Annotated in this window: 13 protein-coding genes; 7 read left to right on the top strand and 6 right to left on the bottom strand. The window is 68.1% G+C overall.

Annotated features, from left to right (window positions below; genetic code table 11):
• Positions 1 to 4: 4 nt before the first annotated feature.
• The 3 genes from VKV57_01895 to VKV57_01885 all read right to left on the bottom strand — a co-directional run bounded on the left by VKV57_01895 (position 5) and on the right by VKV57_01885 (position 3,546).
• Positions 5 to 1,150 carry a DegT/DnrJ/EryC1/StrS family aminotransferase gene (locus VKV57_01895; GenBank protein ID HLW58657.1) on the bottom strand — a complete coding sequence of 382 codons (1,146 nt, stop codon included), beginning with the start codon at positions 1,148 to 1,150 and terminating at the stop codon, positions 5 to 7.
• Positions 1,150 to 2,295, bottom strand: coding sequence for a DegT/DnrJ/EryC1/StrS family aminotransferase (locus VKV57_01890; protein ID HLW58656.1), 1,146 nt, complete (start codon positions 2,293 to 2,295; stop codon positions 1,150 to 1,152). The genes VKV57_01895 and VKV57_01890 overlap by 1 nt, the downstream gene beginning before the upstream one ends.
• 81 nt (positions 2,296 to 2,376) lie before the next feature.
• Positions 2,377 to 3,546: a DegT/DnrJ/EryC1/StrS family aminotransferase gene (locus VKV57_01885; GenBank protein HLW58655.1), complete on the bottom strand. Its 1,170-nt coding sequence runs from the start codon at positions 3,544 to 3,546 to the stop codon at positions 2,377 to 2,379.
• Between the two features lie 310 nt (positions 3,547 to 3,856).
• On the opposite strand from VKV57_01885, the gene VKV57_01880 reads away from it, so the two are divergent.
• Positions 3,857 to 4,624 carry an IclR family transcriptional regulator gene (locus VKV57_01880; protein ID HLW58654.1) on the top strand — a complete coding sequence of 256 codons (768 nt, stop codon included), beginning with the start codon at positions 3,857 to 3,859 and terminating at the stop codon, positions 4,622 to 4,624.
• A 3-nt stretch (positions 4,625 to 4,627) separates the two neighbouring features.
• Positions 4,628 to 5,608, top strand: coding sequence for an asparaginase (locus VKV57_01875; protein ID HLW58653.1), 981 nt, complete (start codon positions 4,628 to 4,630; stop codon positions 5,606 to 5,608).
• Between the two features lie 24 nt (positions 5,609 to 5,632).
• On the opposite strand, the gene VKV57_01870 is transcribed toward VKV57_01875, so the two are convergent.
• The 3 genes from VKV57_01870 to VKV57_01860 are packed head-to-tail and all read right to left on the bottom strand — an operon-like array spanning position 5,633 to position 8,765.
• A complete protein-coding gene (locus VKV57_01870; GenBank protein HLW58652.1) occupies positions 5,633 to 6,598 on the bottom strand; it encodes an NAD(P)-dependent oxidoreductase in 966 nt (321 codons plus the stop codon).
• Positions 6,595 to 7,575, bottom strand: coding sequence for an NAD(P)-dependent oxidoreductase (locus VKV57_01865; protein ID HLW58651.1), 981 nt, complete (start codon positions 7,573 to 7,575; stop codon positions 6,595 to 6,597). The genes VKV57_01870 and VKV57_01865 overlap by 4 nt, the downstream gene beginning before the upstream one ends.
• An 8-nt stretch (positions 7,576 to 7,583) precedes the next feature.
• Positions 7,584 to 8,765, bottom strand: a complete 1,182-nt coding sequence (locus VKV57_01860) for a DegT/DnrJ/EryC1/StrS family aminotransferase (protein ID HLW58650.1) — start codon at positions 8,763 to 8,765, stop codon at positions 7,584 to 7,586.
• Positions 8,766 to 8,965: 200 nt separating this feature from the next.
• Here VKV57_01860 and VKV57_01855 point away from each other — a divergent pair, with 200 nt between their 5' ends.
• From VKV57_01855 to VKV57_01835, 5 genes are all read left to right on the top strand, one after another.
• On the top strand, positions 8,966 to 9,973 hold the full coding sequence (locus VKV57_01855; GenBank protein HLW58649.1) for a C-terminal binding protein: 1,008 nt from the start codon (positions 8,966 to 8,968) through the stop codon (positions 9,971 to 9,973).
• Between the two features lie 58 nt (positions 9,974 to 10,031).
• Positions 10,032 to 12,065: a hydantoinase/oxoprolinase family protein gene (locus VKV57_01850; GenBank protein ID HLW58648.1), complete on the top strand. Its 2,034-nt coding sequence runs from the start codon at positions 10,032 to 10,034 to the stop codon at positions 12,063 to 12,065.
• Entirely contained in the window at positions 12,062 to 13,813 is a 1,752-nt protein-coding gene (locus VKV57_01845; GenBank protein HLW58647.1) for a hydantoinase B/oxoprolinase family protein, read from the top strand. The genes VKV57_01850 and VKV57_01845 overlap by 4 nt, the downstream gene beginning before the upstream one ends.
• Positions 13,800 to 14,534, top strand: coding sequence for a PIG-L deacetylase family protein (locus tag VKV57_01840; GenBank protein ID HLW58646.1), 735 nt, complete (start codon positions 13,800 to 13,802; stop codon positions 14,532 to 14,534). The genes VKV57_01845 and VKV57_01840 overlap by 14 nt, the downstream gene beginning before the upstream one ends.
• 77 nt (positions 14,535 to 14,611) lie before the next feature.
• Positions 14,612 to 15,820, top strand: a complete 1,209-nt coding sequence (locus VKV57_01835; GenBank protein ID HLW58645.1) for a pyridoxal phosphate-dependent aminotransferase — start codon at positions 14,612 to 14,614, stop codon at positions 15,818 to 15,820.
• Positions 15,821 to 15,828 lie beyond the last annotated feature (8 nt).

Raw genomic sequence — 15,828 nt, 5'->3', positions numbered from 1 at the left:
CCGGTCACGCGGAAGGCCGCTCGCGGAAGAACGCAACGACCGAGTCCGCCACGCGTTCCAGCATCGCGGGCGTCATGTGGAGGCCCACGGGAAGGGAGAGGTTCTCGGCGCACAGCCGCTCGGCGATCGGGAACTGCCCTCTCGACGTGCCGAAGCGCTCGCGGACCGGCGCGAGGAGATGCAGAGGGGCCGGGTAATGAATGCTTGCCTCGATGTCGCGGCTCCGCAAGAACTTCCACAACGCGTCCCGCTGCCGGGTCAGCACCACGAAATGGAGATACGACGGGCTCGCCCACGGACGCTCCGGCGGCAGGTCGAGCGGGAGATCCGCATCCCGGAAGCGTGCGGCGTAGTGGGCCGCCGCCCGGCGCCGGTGGGCGAGGAACTCGTCGAGCATCCGTAGTTGGACGCGTCCGAGTGCGGCGCAGACCTCCGTGAGGTGCATGTTGTACCCGATGCGCCGCTGCTCGTACCAGGACGCATCGGTCCGGCGGATGAAACTCACCTCCTCTTTGCGGTTCCGCCCCTGGTCGCGCAGGCTGGAGACGTCCTCGGCCAACTGTCGATCGTCCGTCACCCCCACGCCGCCCGGGCCGAAGACCGTGATCATCTTGCCGGAAAAGCTCATGAAGGCGAGCGCGCCGAAGCTGCCAACCGGGCGGCCGCGGTACGTCGCCCCGAGCGCATGCGCCGCGTCTTCCAGCACCGTCACCCCGCGCGCGCTCGCCGCGGCGCTGATCGCATCCATATCGCAGGGGAAGCCGTACATGTGCACCGGCACCATCACCCGCGTGCGGGGGGTGATCGCCGCCGCCGCGGCGGCGGCGGAGATATTCCGCGTTTCGTGATCGGCCTCCACGAACACCGGGACGGCGCCGATCTTGACCACCGGCGCCAGCACGCCGACGTAGGCGTTCGCGGCCATGATCACCTCGTCGCCCGGCTTGACGGAGAGGGCATCGAGCGCCATGAGCAAGATCGAGGTGCCCGAGTTCGCGGCGACCCCGTAGCGACGGCCGCAACGCTGGGCGAGCTCCACCTCAAACCGCTGCGTGTCCTCTCCCCCGTACGACCTGCCCGATTCGAGGACCTCGACGGCCTTCTGTCGCATCTCATCGGTGAGGTGCATCGATCGGTACGGGATCCGCATCACTGCACCTCGCGGCCGGCGCGTGGCCTGCCCACCCCTGCATCACCTCGCGCACGATAAAAATCCGAAATCTGCTCCACCACGTACTCGACCGCCCGTTCGTCGACGGTCGGATTGCACGGGAGCGACAGGCACTCCGCGGCCTGGGCCTCGGCGATCGGGAACGCACCCGGCCGGTACGGCAGTCGGGCGCGAAACGCCGCGTGCAGGTAACTGGGCGGCCAGTAGTGGACGCCGGTTTCCACGCCGCGATCGGCGAGGTGCGCTCGCAGCGCGTCGCGGTCCGGGGTGCGGACGACAAAGTGCAGATAAACGTGGCGGGTGTCCGGCAGCTCGGTCTGCGTTCGAACCGGCACGCCCGCCTCGGCGAGGCGGCGGCGATAGGCTTCGGCGTTGCGCCTCCGCCGCTCGTTCCACCCCGCGAGGCAATCGAGCTGGCACGATGCCACCGCGGCCACCATTTCCGTCAGCCTGAGGTTGTACCCCAGCGCGAGCGACTCGTACGTCCCCTTCCGGCCGTGATACCGGCGCAGGCCCATGTCGTCGGCGATTCCCGCCTCCCGCGTCGTGACCGCCCCGCCGACGCCGCAGGCCGAGATCCCCTTGTTGCTGAACGCAAAGACGGACACGTCTCCGAGCGCCCCCACCCGCCGGCCGCGATACACGGCGCCCAGCGCGTGCGCGCCGTCCTCGATCACCCGGATCCCACGGGCCGAGGCCAGGGCCAGCAGGGGATCCATATCCACGGGCTGCCCGTACGTGTGCTGCACGACCAGCGCCCGGGTCCGCGGGGTCATCGCCTGCGCGGCCTGCTCCGCGCTGAGGTTCCACGTCGCCGCATCGATGTCGGCGAGCACGGGCGTCGCGCCGACGAGCAGGACGGCCTCGGGCACCGCCGCGTAGACGTTGGCCGGCATGATCACCTCATCGCCGGGGCCGACGCCGCAGCCGTGGAGCGCCAACAGCAGCGCGCCGCTCCCCGATCCCACCGACAGCGCGTGGGGCGTCCCACAGACCTCGGCAAGTTTCGCCTCGAGCCGGCGCGTGTGCGGGCCGAAGTAGTGGATCCGGCCCTCCAGAACCTCCTCGACAGCCTGGCGCATCTGGGGAGTAATCGGATACGCAAATCGGTACGGAATCTGCACCGCCCCTACACCGCGTCCACGGGGGCGACGATGGGGACGATCGGCGCACCCGCCGTCATGGCGCGCGCCCGCTGGAGGGTGCTACGCGTTGTAGAAATCCCGAATGGCATCCACCACGTAATCGATGTCGCCCGCGTCCAGGGTCTGGTAGCAGGGCAGCGTCAGGATCGTCTGGGCGAGCCGCTCGGTCACGGGGAACGTGCCCTCGGGGGCCCCGCAGTACGCCTGATAGGCGTGATCGAGATGGATCGGGGTCCCGTATTCCACCATGACGTGGACGCCCCGGGCCTCCAAATGGGCCTTGAGCGCGTCCCGCTGCGGGGTCTGGGCGACGAACCGGAGCATGCTGTGGATGGCAAAGGGCTTTGGCTGCGGCACGACGAGGTCGTTCGGAAACTCGGCCAGCCGCCGGCGATAGCGATCGGCGTTCTGGCGGCGCCGCTCGTTCCACTCGTCGAGATAGCGGAGCTGGATCCGCCCGATCGCGGAGAGCAGTTCGTTTTGCCGGTAGTTGAACCCCACCATCTCGATCTGCTGGGCACGATACACCGTGCGGGCCTTGTGCCCTTCGAACCACCGCCGCCCCCGGCCGTGGTTCGCGAGCATCATCGCCGTTTCCGAGATCTGTGGGTCGTTCGTCGCCAGCAGTCCGCCTTCTCCCCCCACCGAGATGCACTTGTTTTGGACGAAGGAGAAGGCGCCCGCATCCCCGATCGTGCCGAGGAACGTGTCCCTGTACTTCCCTCCGGCGGCGTGGCACACGTCCTCGACCACCCTGAGCCCGTGCCGTTTCGCGATCCGCATCAACGGGTCCATATCGACCGCCTGACCGTTCATGTGCACGGGCATGATGGCCTTCGTCCGGTTGGTGATCGCCGCCTCGACGAGGTTGACGTTCATGTTGTAGGTATCCGCCTCCACATCGACGAGCACGGGGCGGGCGCCGCAGAGGATGATCACATCTGCAACCGACGAGAACGTGTTGGGGACGGTGATGACCTCATCGCCGGGCCCCACCCCCACGGCCAGCAGGCCGAGGTGGAGCGCCGCCGTGCCGCTTGCGACGTTGATCCCGTGCCGCGCCCCGACGTAGGCGCAGAACTCGTCCTCGAAGCGCTTCCCTTCCGAGTCCTCGAGCGGGAAGCTGCGGATGTACTTCCCCCCCTTGAGGACGCGCACGGCGGCGGCGATCATCTCATCCGTCATCACCGGCTTATAGGTGATCTGGCGCACAGGACTCTTCGTCGACATCGTGAGCCTCCTCGTTGGGAATACGGCGACGTCATCTCAACACTCCGGCCTTTATGGGCCCGAGCGCTACGGCGGGTTACTCCCGAACTCTTCCATCTTCTCCACCGAAACGGCACACCCTTCCCAGGAAAGTCGCCTTCTGCTATCGTATCAGAAGTCTATTGCAGTTTCTTTTGAGGATTTGCACGATCTTTCATCAGGCCGAGATCCCTTCTTTCTGAGCGAGGCCGATGGGGCCGAGGCGGCCACCGCCCCGTCTCCCCGCCGGAACCGACGACCGGCAGGCGAGCGCAACGTCATGGAGGCGGCGATGCCGAAGTCCGACGCGGTCAAAACGGTCAAACGCGCAATCGACATCCTCAACATCCTCGCCGAAGCCCACGGTGAGGTGGGCGTCATCGAACTGAGCAAGCGGCTGAAAACGAGCCAGAGCACGATCTACCGAATCCTTTCCACGCTCGTCGGCGAAGGCTACGCCGTCCAGAACCCTCGCACCGAGAAGTACGGCGTTGGGCTTCAAGGCATTATCTTGGCCGGCGCCGCGCTGAACCAACTCGAAATCCGCAAACAGGCCATCTCTCTACTCGAACGGCTCGCCAACGCCACGGGGTGCAACGCGAACCTCGCCATTCTCGACGCCGGGGAGGCCATGTACGTCGGACGGGTCGACGGGCCGAAGAGCGCCCGCATGTACACACCGGTGGGTCGGCGCGCGCCCGCGCACGCGACGGCGCTCGGCAAAGCGATGTTGGCCTTCCTGCCCGACGCCGCGGTGGAGGAGATCGTGCAACGGCGCGGGCTCGCCGGGTGCACGCCGCGGACGATCACGGACCCGGCCGTGCTGGTGCGGGAACTGGAACGGACCCGCGCCCGAGGCTACGCCGTGGACGAGGAAGAGTTCATTCAAGGTACTCGGTGCGTCGCCGTGCCGGTGCGCGGCGAGTCCGGCGCGGTCGAGGGCGCGCTCAGCGTGTCGGGCTCGATCTTCCAAGTCCAGGCCGAAGCGGTCGAGCGTCTGGCGGGGCTTCTCCAGGACGCGGCCTACGAACTCTCGGGACGCCTCGGCTGCATCGCGTGACGCATGCCGCTGCCGCATGTTCACCTGATCACGACCGGCGGCACGATCGCGGGCAGGCCGGACGCCTCGGGAACGGTTGCCCCCGGATTGACCCCGGGTGATCTGCTGGCCCGGATCCCGGACGCCGCCGCCGCGGCCTATCTCACCGTAGAACCGCTTCTCGAGATCCCAAGCAGCCTGATGCAGTTCAACGACATGCTGGCCCTCGCCCAGCGCGCCAAACAGGCGTTGGGCGCCGCCGACGTCGCGGGGGTCGTGGTGACGCACGGGACGGGAACCTTGGAACAGACGGCGTATTTCCTGGACGTCGCGCTGGGGGAGGATCGGCCCGTGGTCGTCACGGGGGCGATGCGCAACCCGACGCTGCCGAGCGACGACGGCCCGATGAACCTTCTGAACGCCATTCAGGTGGCGGCGTGCCCGCGGTCACAGGGACTGGGCGTGCTCGTCGTGATGAACGGCGTGGTGCACGCCGCCAGCGATGCCACGAAGTGCCACTCGGCCAGCACCGCCGCTTTCCGGTCCCCCGAATTTGGCCCGCTCGGCACGGTGGACGAGGACTACGTCTTCTACGCCCGCCGCCCCTACCGGCGCCTGCCCTCCGTCATGCCCGCGGAGATGTCGGCGCGCGTCGAGCGGATCCCTTTCGTCGCCGATTCCAGCGATCTGTTCCTCCGCGCGGCGGTGGAGGCCGGGGTCGAGGGGCTCGTCGTCGAATCGGGCCGGCTGACCCCGAGTCAGGTGGACGTACTCATGGACGCCCGGCGCCGCGGGACGGTGGTCGTGATCGCCAACCCCTACCACACGGGACGGCTGCATCGGAATACCTACCGGCACGAGGGTGCGGAAGCGCATCTCCTCAGCCTCGGGATGGTGTTCGCCGGGACGTCCGGATTGAAAGCCAGGGTAAAGCTCGCGATTCTGTTGAGCGCCGGCTTGGACGTGGGGCAGATCCGCGAGCGATTCCACGCGGAGTGGCAGTAACCCCGCGCCCGAGTAAACTCTTCCTTACCCGGCCGCCGCACGCCGAAGATCGGCGAGGCAGTCGCGGAGACCCTCCTCCAGCGAAAAGCGGGGCGCGTATCCGAGTTCCGCTCTCGCCCGGCTGATATCGAGGCGGCAGTAGTGCTTTATCCCGAGGAGGCCGGGACCGACCGCGAGATCGCACCCCGGCACCAACCGCCGCAGCACGGACGCCGCCTCGTCCAGAGTCGTGACCTCCCCGGTCCCGATATTGTACACCCGGGACGGCGTCTCCCGGGCAAGGACGGCGCGAACGCACCCATGCGCACAGTCCTTGACGTGGACCGCGTCGAAGCCCTGATCCCCGCCGGCCTCGAGCCGGAACGCCCGACCCGCCGCGGCCGCGGCCACCATGTCGCTCAACGCCCCCCCGCCGCGCGGTTCGATCTGGAACCGCCGCTCGGCGGCGTAGTATCCGCCGAACCGGAGGGCTGCGAACTCAAGGTCGTAGAGTTGTCCGTACCATGCCGCGAGCCGCTCGCAGGCGTACTTGACGATTTCATACGGCCTGACCGGCATCGGAGACGTCGACTCCGGCACCGGCTCGTAGCGGGGGTGGCCGTGCGGCGTGCCGCGAAAGTCGGGGTACATCGACCAGGTGGACGCAAATACGATGCGCGGCACCGCGGAGAGACGGCAGGCCTCGAACATGTTGAGCGTTCCACCGAGGTTCACCTCGTGGTTCGCCCGCGGGTAGCGATTGTACCAGTCCCCGACCACGGCCGCGAGGTGCACGACCCGCTCCGGCCGCACGTTCGTGAACGTCTCGAGGACTTGAGCGAGATCCGTGACATCGAGTCGACGATACTCGTACCCCTCGACCGCCGCGAGCATAGGCCCGGGCGTCGGCAGCAGGTCGGCCGCGACGACCCCCACACCGCGTTCCGACAACAACTGGCGGACGACGTGAGAACCGACCACGCCCGCCGCACCGGTCACGAGCACTTTCATGGCAGATCTTCGGGGCGCTCCGCCGGCTCGGCCAAGAGCGCCCGCGCCCTTCGGACGCAGTCGGCGACGGCGGTTTCGAGCGGCCATTCCGGATCGTAGCCGAAATCCCGCCGGGCGCGGCCGATGTCGAGTACGCAGTAGTGACCGGGGGCGAAATCGACCCCCGGCCCCACCTCGATCCGTGCCCCGGGAACGGCGGCGGCGACCGCCGCCGCGAACTGCGCGGGGGTTACCGCCTCGCCCCGGCCGATGTTGTAGGCGGCGTGGGGCAGCGCCGGTGCCGTGCCCGCCAGCACGAAGGCATGAGCAAGATCGCGCACGTAGATGCAGTCCATCGCGCGATCCGCGCCCGCCGGAAACACGGTGGGGACGCCGCGCACCGCGTTGCCGATCATCGCGTGCAGCATGCCCATCGCCCGCGTCGCCGGGGTCAGCGTGCGCTCCGCCGCGAAGTAGATCGCGAACCGGAAGGCCGCGAACTCGACCCCGAATTGCTCGCGGTAAAATTCTCCCATCCGCTCCGCGGCATGCTTCCACACTTCATAGGGACGGGTGGGGGCCAACCAGTGGTCCTCGGGGACCGGGTCATAGCGGGGGTGGCCGTACGGCGTGCCGTCAAAGTCGGGGTAGACCGTGCGGGTACTCGCCATCACGACCCGGCGCACCCCGCACAGCCGGGCGGCTTCCAAGACCTGCATCGTCCCCAGCATGTTTGTCCGGAACATGACCATCGGCTCGTCGTTGGACGCGGCCCCGGTGAGGGCGGCGAGGTGCAGGATCGTCCTCACTCGGTGGCGCGCGCAGAGGGCCCTCAGGGTATCGAGGTCTGTGATGTCGGCCTGCTGAAAATCCACGTGCTCGCCGCATTCGCGGAGCAGCCGGTGCCCCGGTGCGGCATCGACGACGACGGGTCGCTCGCCCCGGCCGATCAACTCCCGGACGACGTACGAGCCCACCACGCCTGCGCCGCCAGTCACGAGCGTCTTCATGCTCGGGCAGAGATGCGCTGCCGGTAGAAGGCCCTCAGGTGGTCCACCACGTACGCGACGTCGTCCTCGGTCATCTGCGGATACAGCGGCAGGGTCAGCACCTCGCGTGCCAGCCGTTCCGTGACCGGAAGCGCACCCGCCGCGATCCGCAGCTGCTCGCGGTAGGGGTCGTCCAGATGGATCGGCGTCGGGTAGTGCACCGAGGTCTTGATCCCCTGCTCCCCCAGGTACTGTCGGAGCGCGCTCCGCTCGGGGACGCAGACTTCGAATCGCACATACGAGTGTTCCGCGTAGGATCGCTCCGCCGGCAGCGCCACCGGGAGACCGGTCGCCCCGAGCAGCGCGCGGTACAGCGCCGCCCACCGGCGCCGGAGCGCGATCCAGCCCGGCAGCAGCCGCAGTTGGACGCGCGCGATGGCCGACAGGACCTCCGACTGCCGGTAGTTGAACCCGATTCCGTCGTGGACGGTCGTCTCGGCCTCGCCGTGCCCCCGATGGTAGGCGTCGCCGCGCGCGTGGTTGGCGAGGTTGAAGATCCGCCGGACGCGCGGCCCGTCGAAGGAGCCGACCGCGCCGCCCTCGCCGCCGCACGTCATCGCCTTGTTTTGCACGAAGCTGTAACACCCCAGATCCCCCACCGTGCCCACGCTCCGCCCCTTGTAACGCGCGCCGATGGCTTGGCACGCGTCTTCGACGAGCAGCAGGCCGTGCGTGCGCGCAAGCGCGAGGAGCGGATCAAGGTCGGCCGGGTGGCCCGCCGTGTGCACGGGCATGATCGCCCGCGTCCTTGGCGTGATCGCCGCGGCGGCCGCACGCGGATCGATGTTGTACGTATCGGGCTCCACATCGACGGGGACCGGCGTCGCCCCCACGAGCGAGACGCAGTGGGCGACGCTGACGAACGTGTTGCCGGGAATGAGCACCTCGTCTCCGCGCTGGAGGTCATGCGCGACCCAGGCGAGGTGCATCGCCGCGGAGCCGTTGGCGAGGTTGGCGACGTGCGGTCGGCGTCCGTCCCCCGCGGCCAGGTACGCGCTGAATTCTTCCTCGAGCGCCTTGCCCTCCGACGCCTCCGTCGGCGACGTCCGGATGTAGTGGCCCGAATCGATGACCCGTGAGGCCGCGTCCTTCATCTCCTGCGTCACGAACGGCGTGAACGCCACGATCCGTTTGCTCATACGCTCCCTCCTATCGGGGCTGCTGACAAGAACTTTGGGGTGCCCCGCCCCGCTTCCTCCAAATTCGGAGGAGGGTTCCTTCGCGCGCCGTCGAAATGCCGGAAATCTGAAATATGATTCCAGAATAGGTGCGCCGTGACAATCTCCCGTTGCTTCGAGGCCGTTCTCGAACGATCCCCTGCACACGCCCCCTCCCGGAGATGAGTCGACCGGGTCGGTACTGTGTTCGCACCGAATCCGCGGGGCTTCCAGCCTACGATATCGCGGTGGAGCGCGCGGTCCTGGAGCCCCGCAGGATTCACGTCGAGGCGGTGGATATCGATGACGAGAACGCCTTCGCGCAGGCGGCCGTCCGCGCGGACGCCGTCCTGCATATGCGGGGCCGGCTGGACGCACCCCGCATCGCCCGGCTCGGACGGTGCCGGATCATCGCCCATTACGGCACGGGCGTCGATCGCGTGGATGTGTCTGCCGCGACCATCCATGGAATCTGGGTGACGAACGGGCCCCGCTACGCCGTCGATGAAGTCTCATCTCATGCGATCGCCCTCCTCTTGGCGGCCGCGCGGAAGATCACGGCCGCGGACCGGGCGGTCCGAAGCGGCGCGTGGCACATTAAGCCCATCGTTCCGCTGCACCGCATCGCGGGGAAGACCCTGGGCCTCCTCGGCTTCGGAAACATCGCCAGGGCGACGGGGCGAAAAGGCCACGGCATCGGACTCGAGGTGATCGCGTACGATCCGTATGTGGATGGGGAGGTCTTCCGGGCGGAAGGCGTGCGCCGAGTCGACTTTGACACGTGCCTCAGCACGGCGGATTTCCTGTCGGTACACCTCCCCCTGACGTCGGAGACCCGGGGCGTGGTGGGGCGGGAGGCGTTCGCCCGCCTCAAGCCTGGCGCGATCCTGGTCAACACGTCCCGTGGCGCGGTGCTCGACGAAACGGCCCTCCTGGAGACGCTGCAGTCCGGACGGCTGCGCGCAGCCGGTCTCGATGTGTTCGCCCAGGAACCGCTGCCGCCGAATCATCCCCTGCTCACGCTCCCGAACGTGACGGTGACCGGTCATATCGGGTTCTACTCGGAAGAATCGATTGAGCAGATGCAGCGGGACGCCGCCGAACAGGTCGCGCAGGCGCTCGACGGCTCGGTCCCCGAATTCCTCGTGAACAGGGAAGTGCTCAAGCGGCGTCAGGAAGAAAGTACGTAGCGCCCGACGCGGCGGTGCGCCCGCTCGGCTGGCGCCGCCTGGTCCCGGAGGACTAACGATGGCTGAGGTACGGGTGGGCGTGGAGGTTGGAGGGACCTTCACGGACTGGGTCGTGGCGGAGGGCGACCGGGTCGTTCGGATTGGCAAAGTGCTCTCCACACCGCCCCGTCCCGAGAGTGGGGTTCTGCGGGCCCTTCAGGAAACCGGGATCCCAACGTCCGACGTCACCGTGCTCGTGCATGGGTCCACGATCGCCACGAACGTCGTGTTGGAACGGAAGGGCGCGCCCACGATCCTCGTCACGACTCAGGGGTTTCGCGACGTGCTCGGCATCCAGCGCCAGGCGAAACAGCGGCTGTTCGATCTCTTCTACCGCCAACCCGAGCCGCTGGTGTCTCGGGACCGCATCCTGGAGGTCGAAGAGAAGGTCGGGCCCGACGGCTCGGTGCGCCGGCCCCTGCGGATGGACGGGCTCCTCGACGCCCTCGACGCGCTGATCCGCCGCCACGGCGTCACGTCGCTCGCGGTCTGCCTCCTCCACGCCTACGCCAACCCGGCGCACGAACGCAGTGTCGAGGCGGCGATCGCCGCGCGCTTTCCGGACGTCCACATCTCGCTGTCCTCGGACGTCCTGCCGCAGTTGCGCGAATACGAGCGAACCTCCACCGTCGTCATGTCCGCCTATACGCGCCCCGCGGTAGACCGCTACTTAGGAGAGCTTGAACGTCAGCTCGAAGCCTCGGGGTTCAGCGGGCACTTCAACGTCATCCAGGCCAACGGGGGGACGGTCCCGGCGCACGGCATCCGTCGCCATGCGGTGAAGATGATCCTGTCCGGGCCGGCCGCGGGGGTGATCGGGGCGACAGCGGTAGCATCGGATGCCGGAATCGGGAACATCATCACCTACGACATGGGCGGAACGAGTTCGGATGTCTGCCTCGTGAACGACGGAGAGCCCAAGATCACCACGGACTACAAGATCGGCGGACTGCCGCTGGCCCTGCCCATGATCGACATTGCGACCGTCGGCGCGGGCGGAGGCTCGATCGCCTCGGTCGACGCGGGCGGGATCATGAAGGTCGGGCCCGCCTCGGCCGGGGCGGACCCGGGACCCGCCTGCTACGGGCGCGGCGGCACCGAGTTCACGGTGACGGACGCGAACGCCCTCCTCGGCCTCATCCGGCCGCACATGTTTTTCGGCGGGAAGCTGCGGCTCGACCTCGACGCCGCGCGGACGGCGGCCGAGCGCGTAGGCGCCCGGCTGGGCATGTCCGCGCTCCAAACCGCGGAGGGCGTGCGCCAACTCGTGAATTTCACGATGGCGCAGGCGATGCGCCTCGTCTCCGTGGAACGGGGGCACGATCCGCGCGACTACACCATCATCACCTACGGAGGCGGCGGTCCGCTGCACGGCGCGCAACTAGCGGAGGAACTGGGCTGCGATCAGGTGTTGGTCCCCCGCAACCCCGGCGTGATGTCGGCGCTGGGGCTGCTCATCGCCGGCACGCAACAGGACTTCGCGACCACGCGGATCCTGCCCGCCGCCGAGGCGACCCGGCCGCTCCTGCTCGAGATGTTCGCCGCGCTGGAGGGGCGCGCGCGCACCGAGTTCGAGGGCTACGGCATCGCCTGGCCGGCGGTGGCGTGCGACCACTTCCTGGACATCCGGTATGTTGGACAGGCCTACGAGCTGACGATGCCGGTAGGGGAATTCGTCAGCGGGCGGAGCCCGGCCGATCGCCTCGTGCCCAAGTTCCATGAGTTCCACCGGCGCCGGTACGGCCACGCGTCGAGCCGCGAGGGCGTGGAGATCGTCAATTTCCGGCTGACGGCCGTGCACCGTTCGTCGCTGCAACGATTGGCCCATGCCCCCGCGCCGGAGGCAGGAGGACGCGTGGAGACGGCCGACGTGTATCTCGCCGGGGGGTCGCGCCGCTGCAGTTTCCACGACCGCGGCGTCCTGATGACAGGATCATCCGTGGAAGGCCCGGCGGTGATCGAAGAAGCGACCGCCACCACCTTCATCCCGGATGGGTGGGCCGGAACGGTCGACGGCGCCGGCAACCTCATTCTCCGGAGGCGGCAGGCATGAACCCCGTTTCCCTCTCCATCATTGGGCACGCGTTCGTCGCGATTGCCGAGGAGATGGGCGTCAATCTCTACCGCTCGGCCCACTCCACCATCGTCCGCGAAGTGCGGGACATGGCCACCGCGCTCCTCGACGCGGACGGCAATACGGTCGCGATGGCCAACTGGATCCCGATGCTGCTCAACGCGATGGAGCCCGCGGCCAAAGCGATCGGACGCTACTACGACTTCCGCGCCCTGCGCGCCGATGAGGCCGTGCTGACGAACGATCCGTTCGACGGCGGGCAGCATGTGAACGACATCCTGTTGTTCACGCCGATTATCATCGACGGGGACGTCATCGGGCTGAGCTGCGCCAACGTCCATCACCTGGACCTCGGCGGCGGAGCGGCGGCGAACAACGCTCAGGCGACCGAGGTCTTCCAGGAAGGTATCGTGTTCCAACCGATGAAGATCACGCTGGACGAGAACTGGGAAGACTCGCCGTTCGGTAAGTTCCTCCGCGGCAACATCCGCGTCCCCCAGAAGACCATCCCAGACTTCAACGCGCAAATCGCCGCCTGCCGAACCGGCGAGGTTCGTGTGGCCGAGCTCTGTCAAAAGTACGGGAAAAGCGCGATCCTCGAGTTCCAGCGAGAAATCCAGGATTACTCGGAACGGGTCATTCGCGCCGCCATCGCCGAGCTGCCCGACGGCGAGTACAGCGGCAGCGCCTACATGGAGGACGACGGGTCGGGTGCGCAGGGACCGTTCACCATCCGCGTCACCGTGAGAATTCACGGCTCGGACATGGTGCTGGACTTCACGGGCACGGACCGCCAGGCCCGCGGGTTCATCAATAGCCCCCTCGCGTCCACCTACGCCACCTGCCGGACGACGATGATGTCGATTCTGCAGGCCGGGCACCTTCTGGTCAACGCGGGGGCGTTCCGGCCGATCCAGATCGTCGCGCCGCCCGGCACGCTCGTCAATCCGGCGCGACCCGCCGCGACGCGGGCGCGAACCAGCACGTGCTACAAGATCTTCGACGCGGTCAACTACGCGCTCGCCCCGGTGCTCCCCCGAAAGGTCGCCGCTCCCGGATTCGACTGCCAGACCGGCATCTCAATGGCCGTCCGCCAGGAGGGCCGGTTCACGGTGCTCTCGGAAGTCCTCGGGGCCGGCATCGGCGCGGTGTACGACCACGACGGGGTCGACGGCATGATCATGCACCTCACAAACGGCATGAACACGCCGGTGGAGTCCGTCGAGATCGAGTTCCCGTTCTTGGAGATCCTCCGGTATGGGCTCGTGCAGGACTCCGGAGGGCCGGGCCAGTTCCGCGGGGGACTGGGAATGGAGCGCCGGTACCGGATCCTGCGCGACGGCGTGAACTTCGGCCTCCACTCCGACCGCCACCGCCACGCCGCGCCCGGACTCTTCCGCGGGGAGGCCGGGACGCCGGGCGGGTGCTTTGTGGAACGAGCCGGAGCGGTCATGCACTTGGGCTCGAAGGTGCAGACGACGCTGCAAGCCGGCGACATCCTCACCGTCCGCTCGGGCGGCGGCGCCGCGTACGGGCCTGTGGACAAGCGCGACCCGGCGCTGGTCGAGCAAGACCTACGGGAGGAGCGGATCACACCCGAGCATGCCGCTCGCTCGTACAACTGGAGCCGACCCGGAGGTGCCGGGCGGACGCCACGGCCGGCGACAACTGCTCGCCGCCGGCGTCCGGGCGGCTCGAACAGGAGGAGCAAGCATGCCAGAGGCTGATCGAATCCTGTGCGTCAGTGCGCACGCCGCAGATTTTTGCGTGCGGGCGGGGGGAACGCTCGCGAGGTACGCCGCGATTGGGGCCGCGGTCCGTGTGGTCATCCTCAGCCCCGGCGCTCGCGGGGAGTCGAACGAATTCTGGAAGGCGCGCCAGGGGCGAACGACCGAGGAAGAGGTCGCGGAGGTGCGGCGGCAGGAGGCCAGACGCGCCGCGGAAATCCTCGGGATCGAGATCACGTTCTACGACTACCGCGACCAGCCCATGATGTTCGACCACGACCGTTTGATGCGGCTCGTCAGAGAGATCCGGACGTTCAGGCCGCGGGTGATCATCACCCATCCGGCCGTCGAGCCCTATAATCCCGATCACACTCGCGCCTATGCCGCGACGCTGGAAGCTGCGTATTATACGGGCCTCGCCGGCGTCGAGCCCGACCTCCCGATTCTCCCCCCCACCCAGATCTTCGCCTGCGAGCCGACCCAGCCGCTCACCGAGGCCACCGGGTTCGTCCCCGACCACTTCATCGACATCACCGACGTCATGGACCAAAAGATGCGGGCGACCGCAGAGTTCAAGGCCCAACCCTATCACGTGGAGCGCTATCGAACCCGCTCCGTCCAACGCGGGACGCAGGCGGCGTATGTCGCCGGCAACCCCGCGATCCGGTTCGCGGAAGCGTTCCAGCGGCTTTCGCCCTGGGCCGGCCGGATCTTTCCGTAAGCGGACCTCCGGTCCGGGTTGGCACCGCAGCTCACGAGGCGGTGGCACATGTTTCTCACCACGCAAGGGAGGATGCGATGGATTTCACGCAGAGGTTCGTCCCCACGTTTCGGCAAGACTTCAAGGCCCGAGACTCGGGCGGCTTTGACCGGCCCCGCTATTTGAAGCTCGCCTCCGAGCTCAAAGACCTGATCAGCCTCAACTCGGGCGACCCAGACCTCACCGCGGCCCCGGCCGCGGTCGAGGCGGCGGTCGAAGCGCTGCGGACGGGAAAGACCCACTACGTCTATCGAGGGCTCCCCGAACTGCTCGAGGCCCTCGGCCGCAAGCTCGCGACCGAAAACCGCGTCACGGTGGATCCGCGGACTCAGCTCATCGTGACAAACGGCAGTGCGGAAGCGGCGACGGCCGTGTTTCAAACGCTGCTCGAGCCGGGAGATGAGGTCCTGACGACGGACCCGTACTACAGCGGCCACGTCGGGTCCATCCTTGCGGCGCGGGGGGTGCCGGTGCTCGTCCCCACATCCGGTGACGCGTTGTGGGAGCCGGATCCCGCCGAGGTGGAGGCGCGGATCACTCCTCGGACAAAAGGCTTCATCTTCGCCAACCCCGGCAACCCCTCGGCGGCGGTCTACCGTCGCGAGACGCTTCAGGCGCTCCTGGACCTTGCGCACCGAAGGAACATCCTCATGATTCCCGATGAGTTGTTCGAGCGGTACGTGTACGACGGGCATCGGCATATCAGTATGGCATCGCTGCCCGGTGCCGCCGATCGAGTGATTACGCTAGGCGGCTTCTCCAAATCCTACTGCATGACCGGCTGGCGGCTCGGCTGGATCGCAGCGCCTGGCTGGTTGGCGGGCATCCTAGAACAGGTCCGCTATGCGATGTCCATGGCCGCCGGCACCCCGAACCAGTGGGGGGCCGTGGCCGCGCTCTCGGACGCCGCGCGGCCGTACTACGCCCAAGTGTATCGCACCTATGGTGAGCGCCGCGGGTACTTCATCCAGGCCCTGACGGCCGCGGGGCTCCCGCAGCAGCCGACGCCCGGGGCGTTCGTGGGGATGGTCGATATCCGCCGCACCGGGCGGACGTCCAGCGAGGTGGCCGAGATCTTCCTCCGGGAAGGCCGCGTCGCGATGTGGCCGGCGACGGCGTTCGGGCCGCACGGCGAGGGCTGGCTGCGGTACGGCCTGGTCGTGCCCCTCGACAAGTTGAAGGAGGGCATGGCCCGGCTGGCACCGGTGATCCGCACGTTGCTGCCGAGCAGCGCCCCCCGCGTGTGAACCGGGCC

The sequence above is a fragment of the bacterium genome, from assembly GCA_035307765.1.
In the GTDB taxonomy this organism is placed as follows: domain Bacteria; phylum Sysuimicrobiota; class Sysuimicrobiia; order Sysuimicrobiales; family Segetimicrobiaceae; genus Segetimicrobium.
The sequence above is the reverse complement of the archived record's forward strand: the minus strand, read 5'-3'. Positions and strand labels throughout refer to the sequence as shown.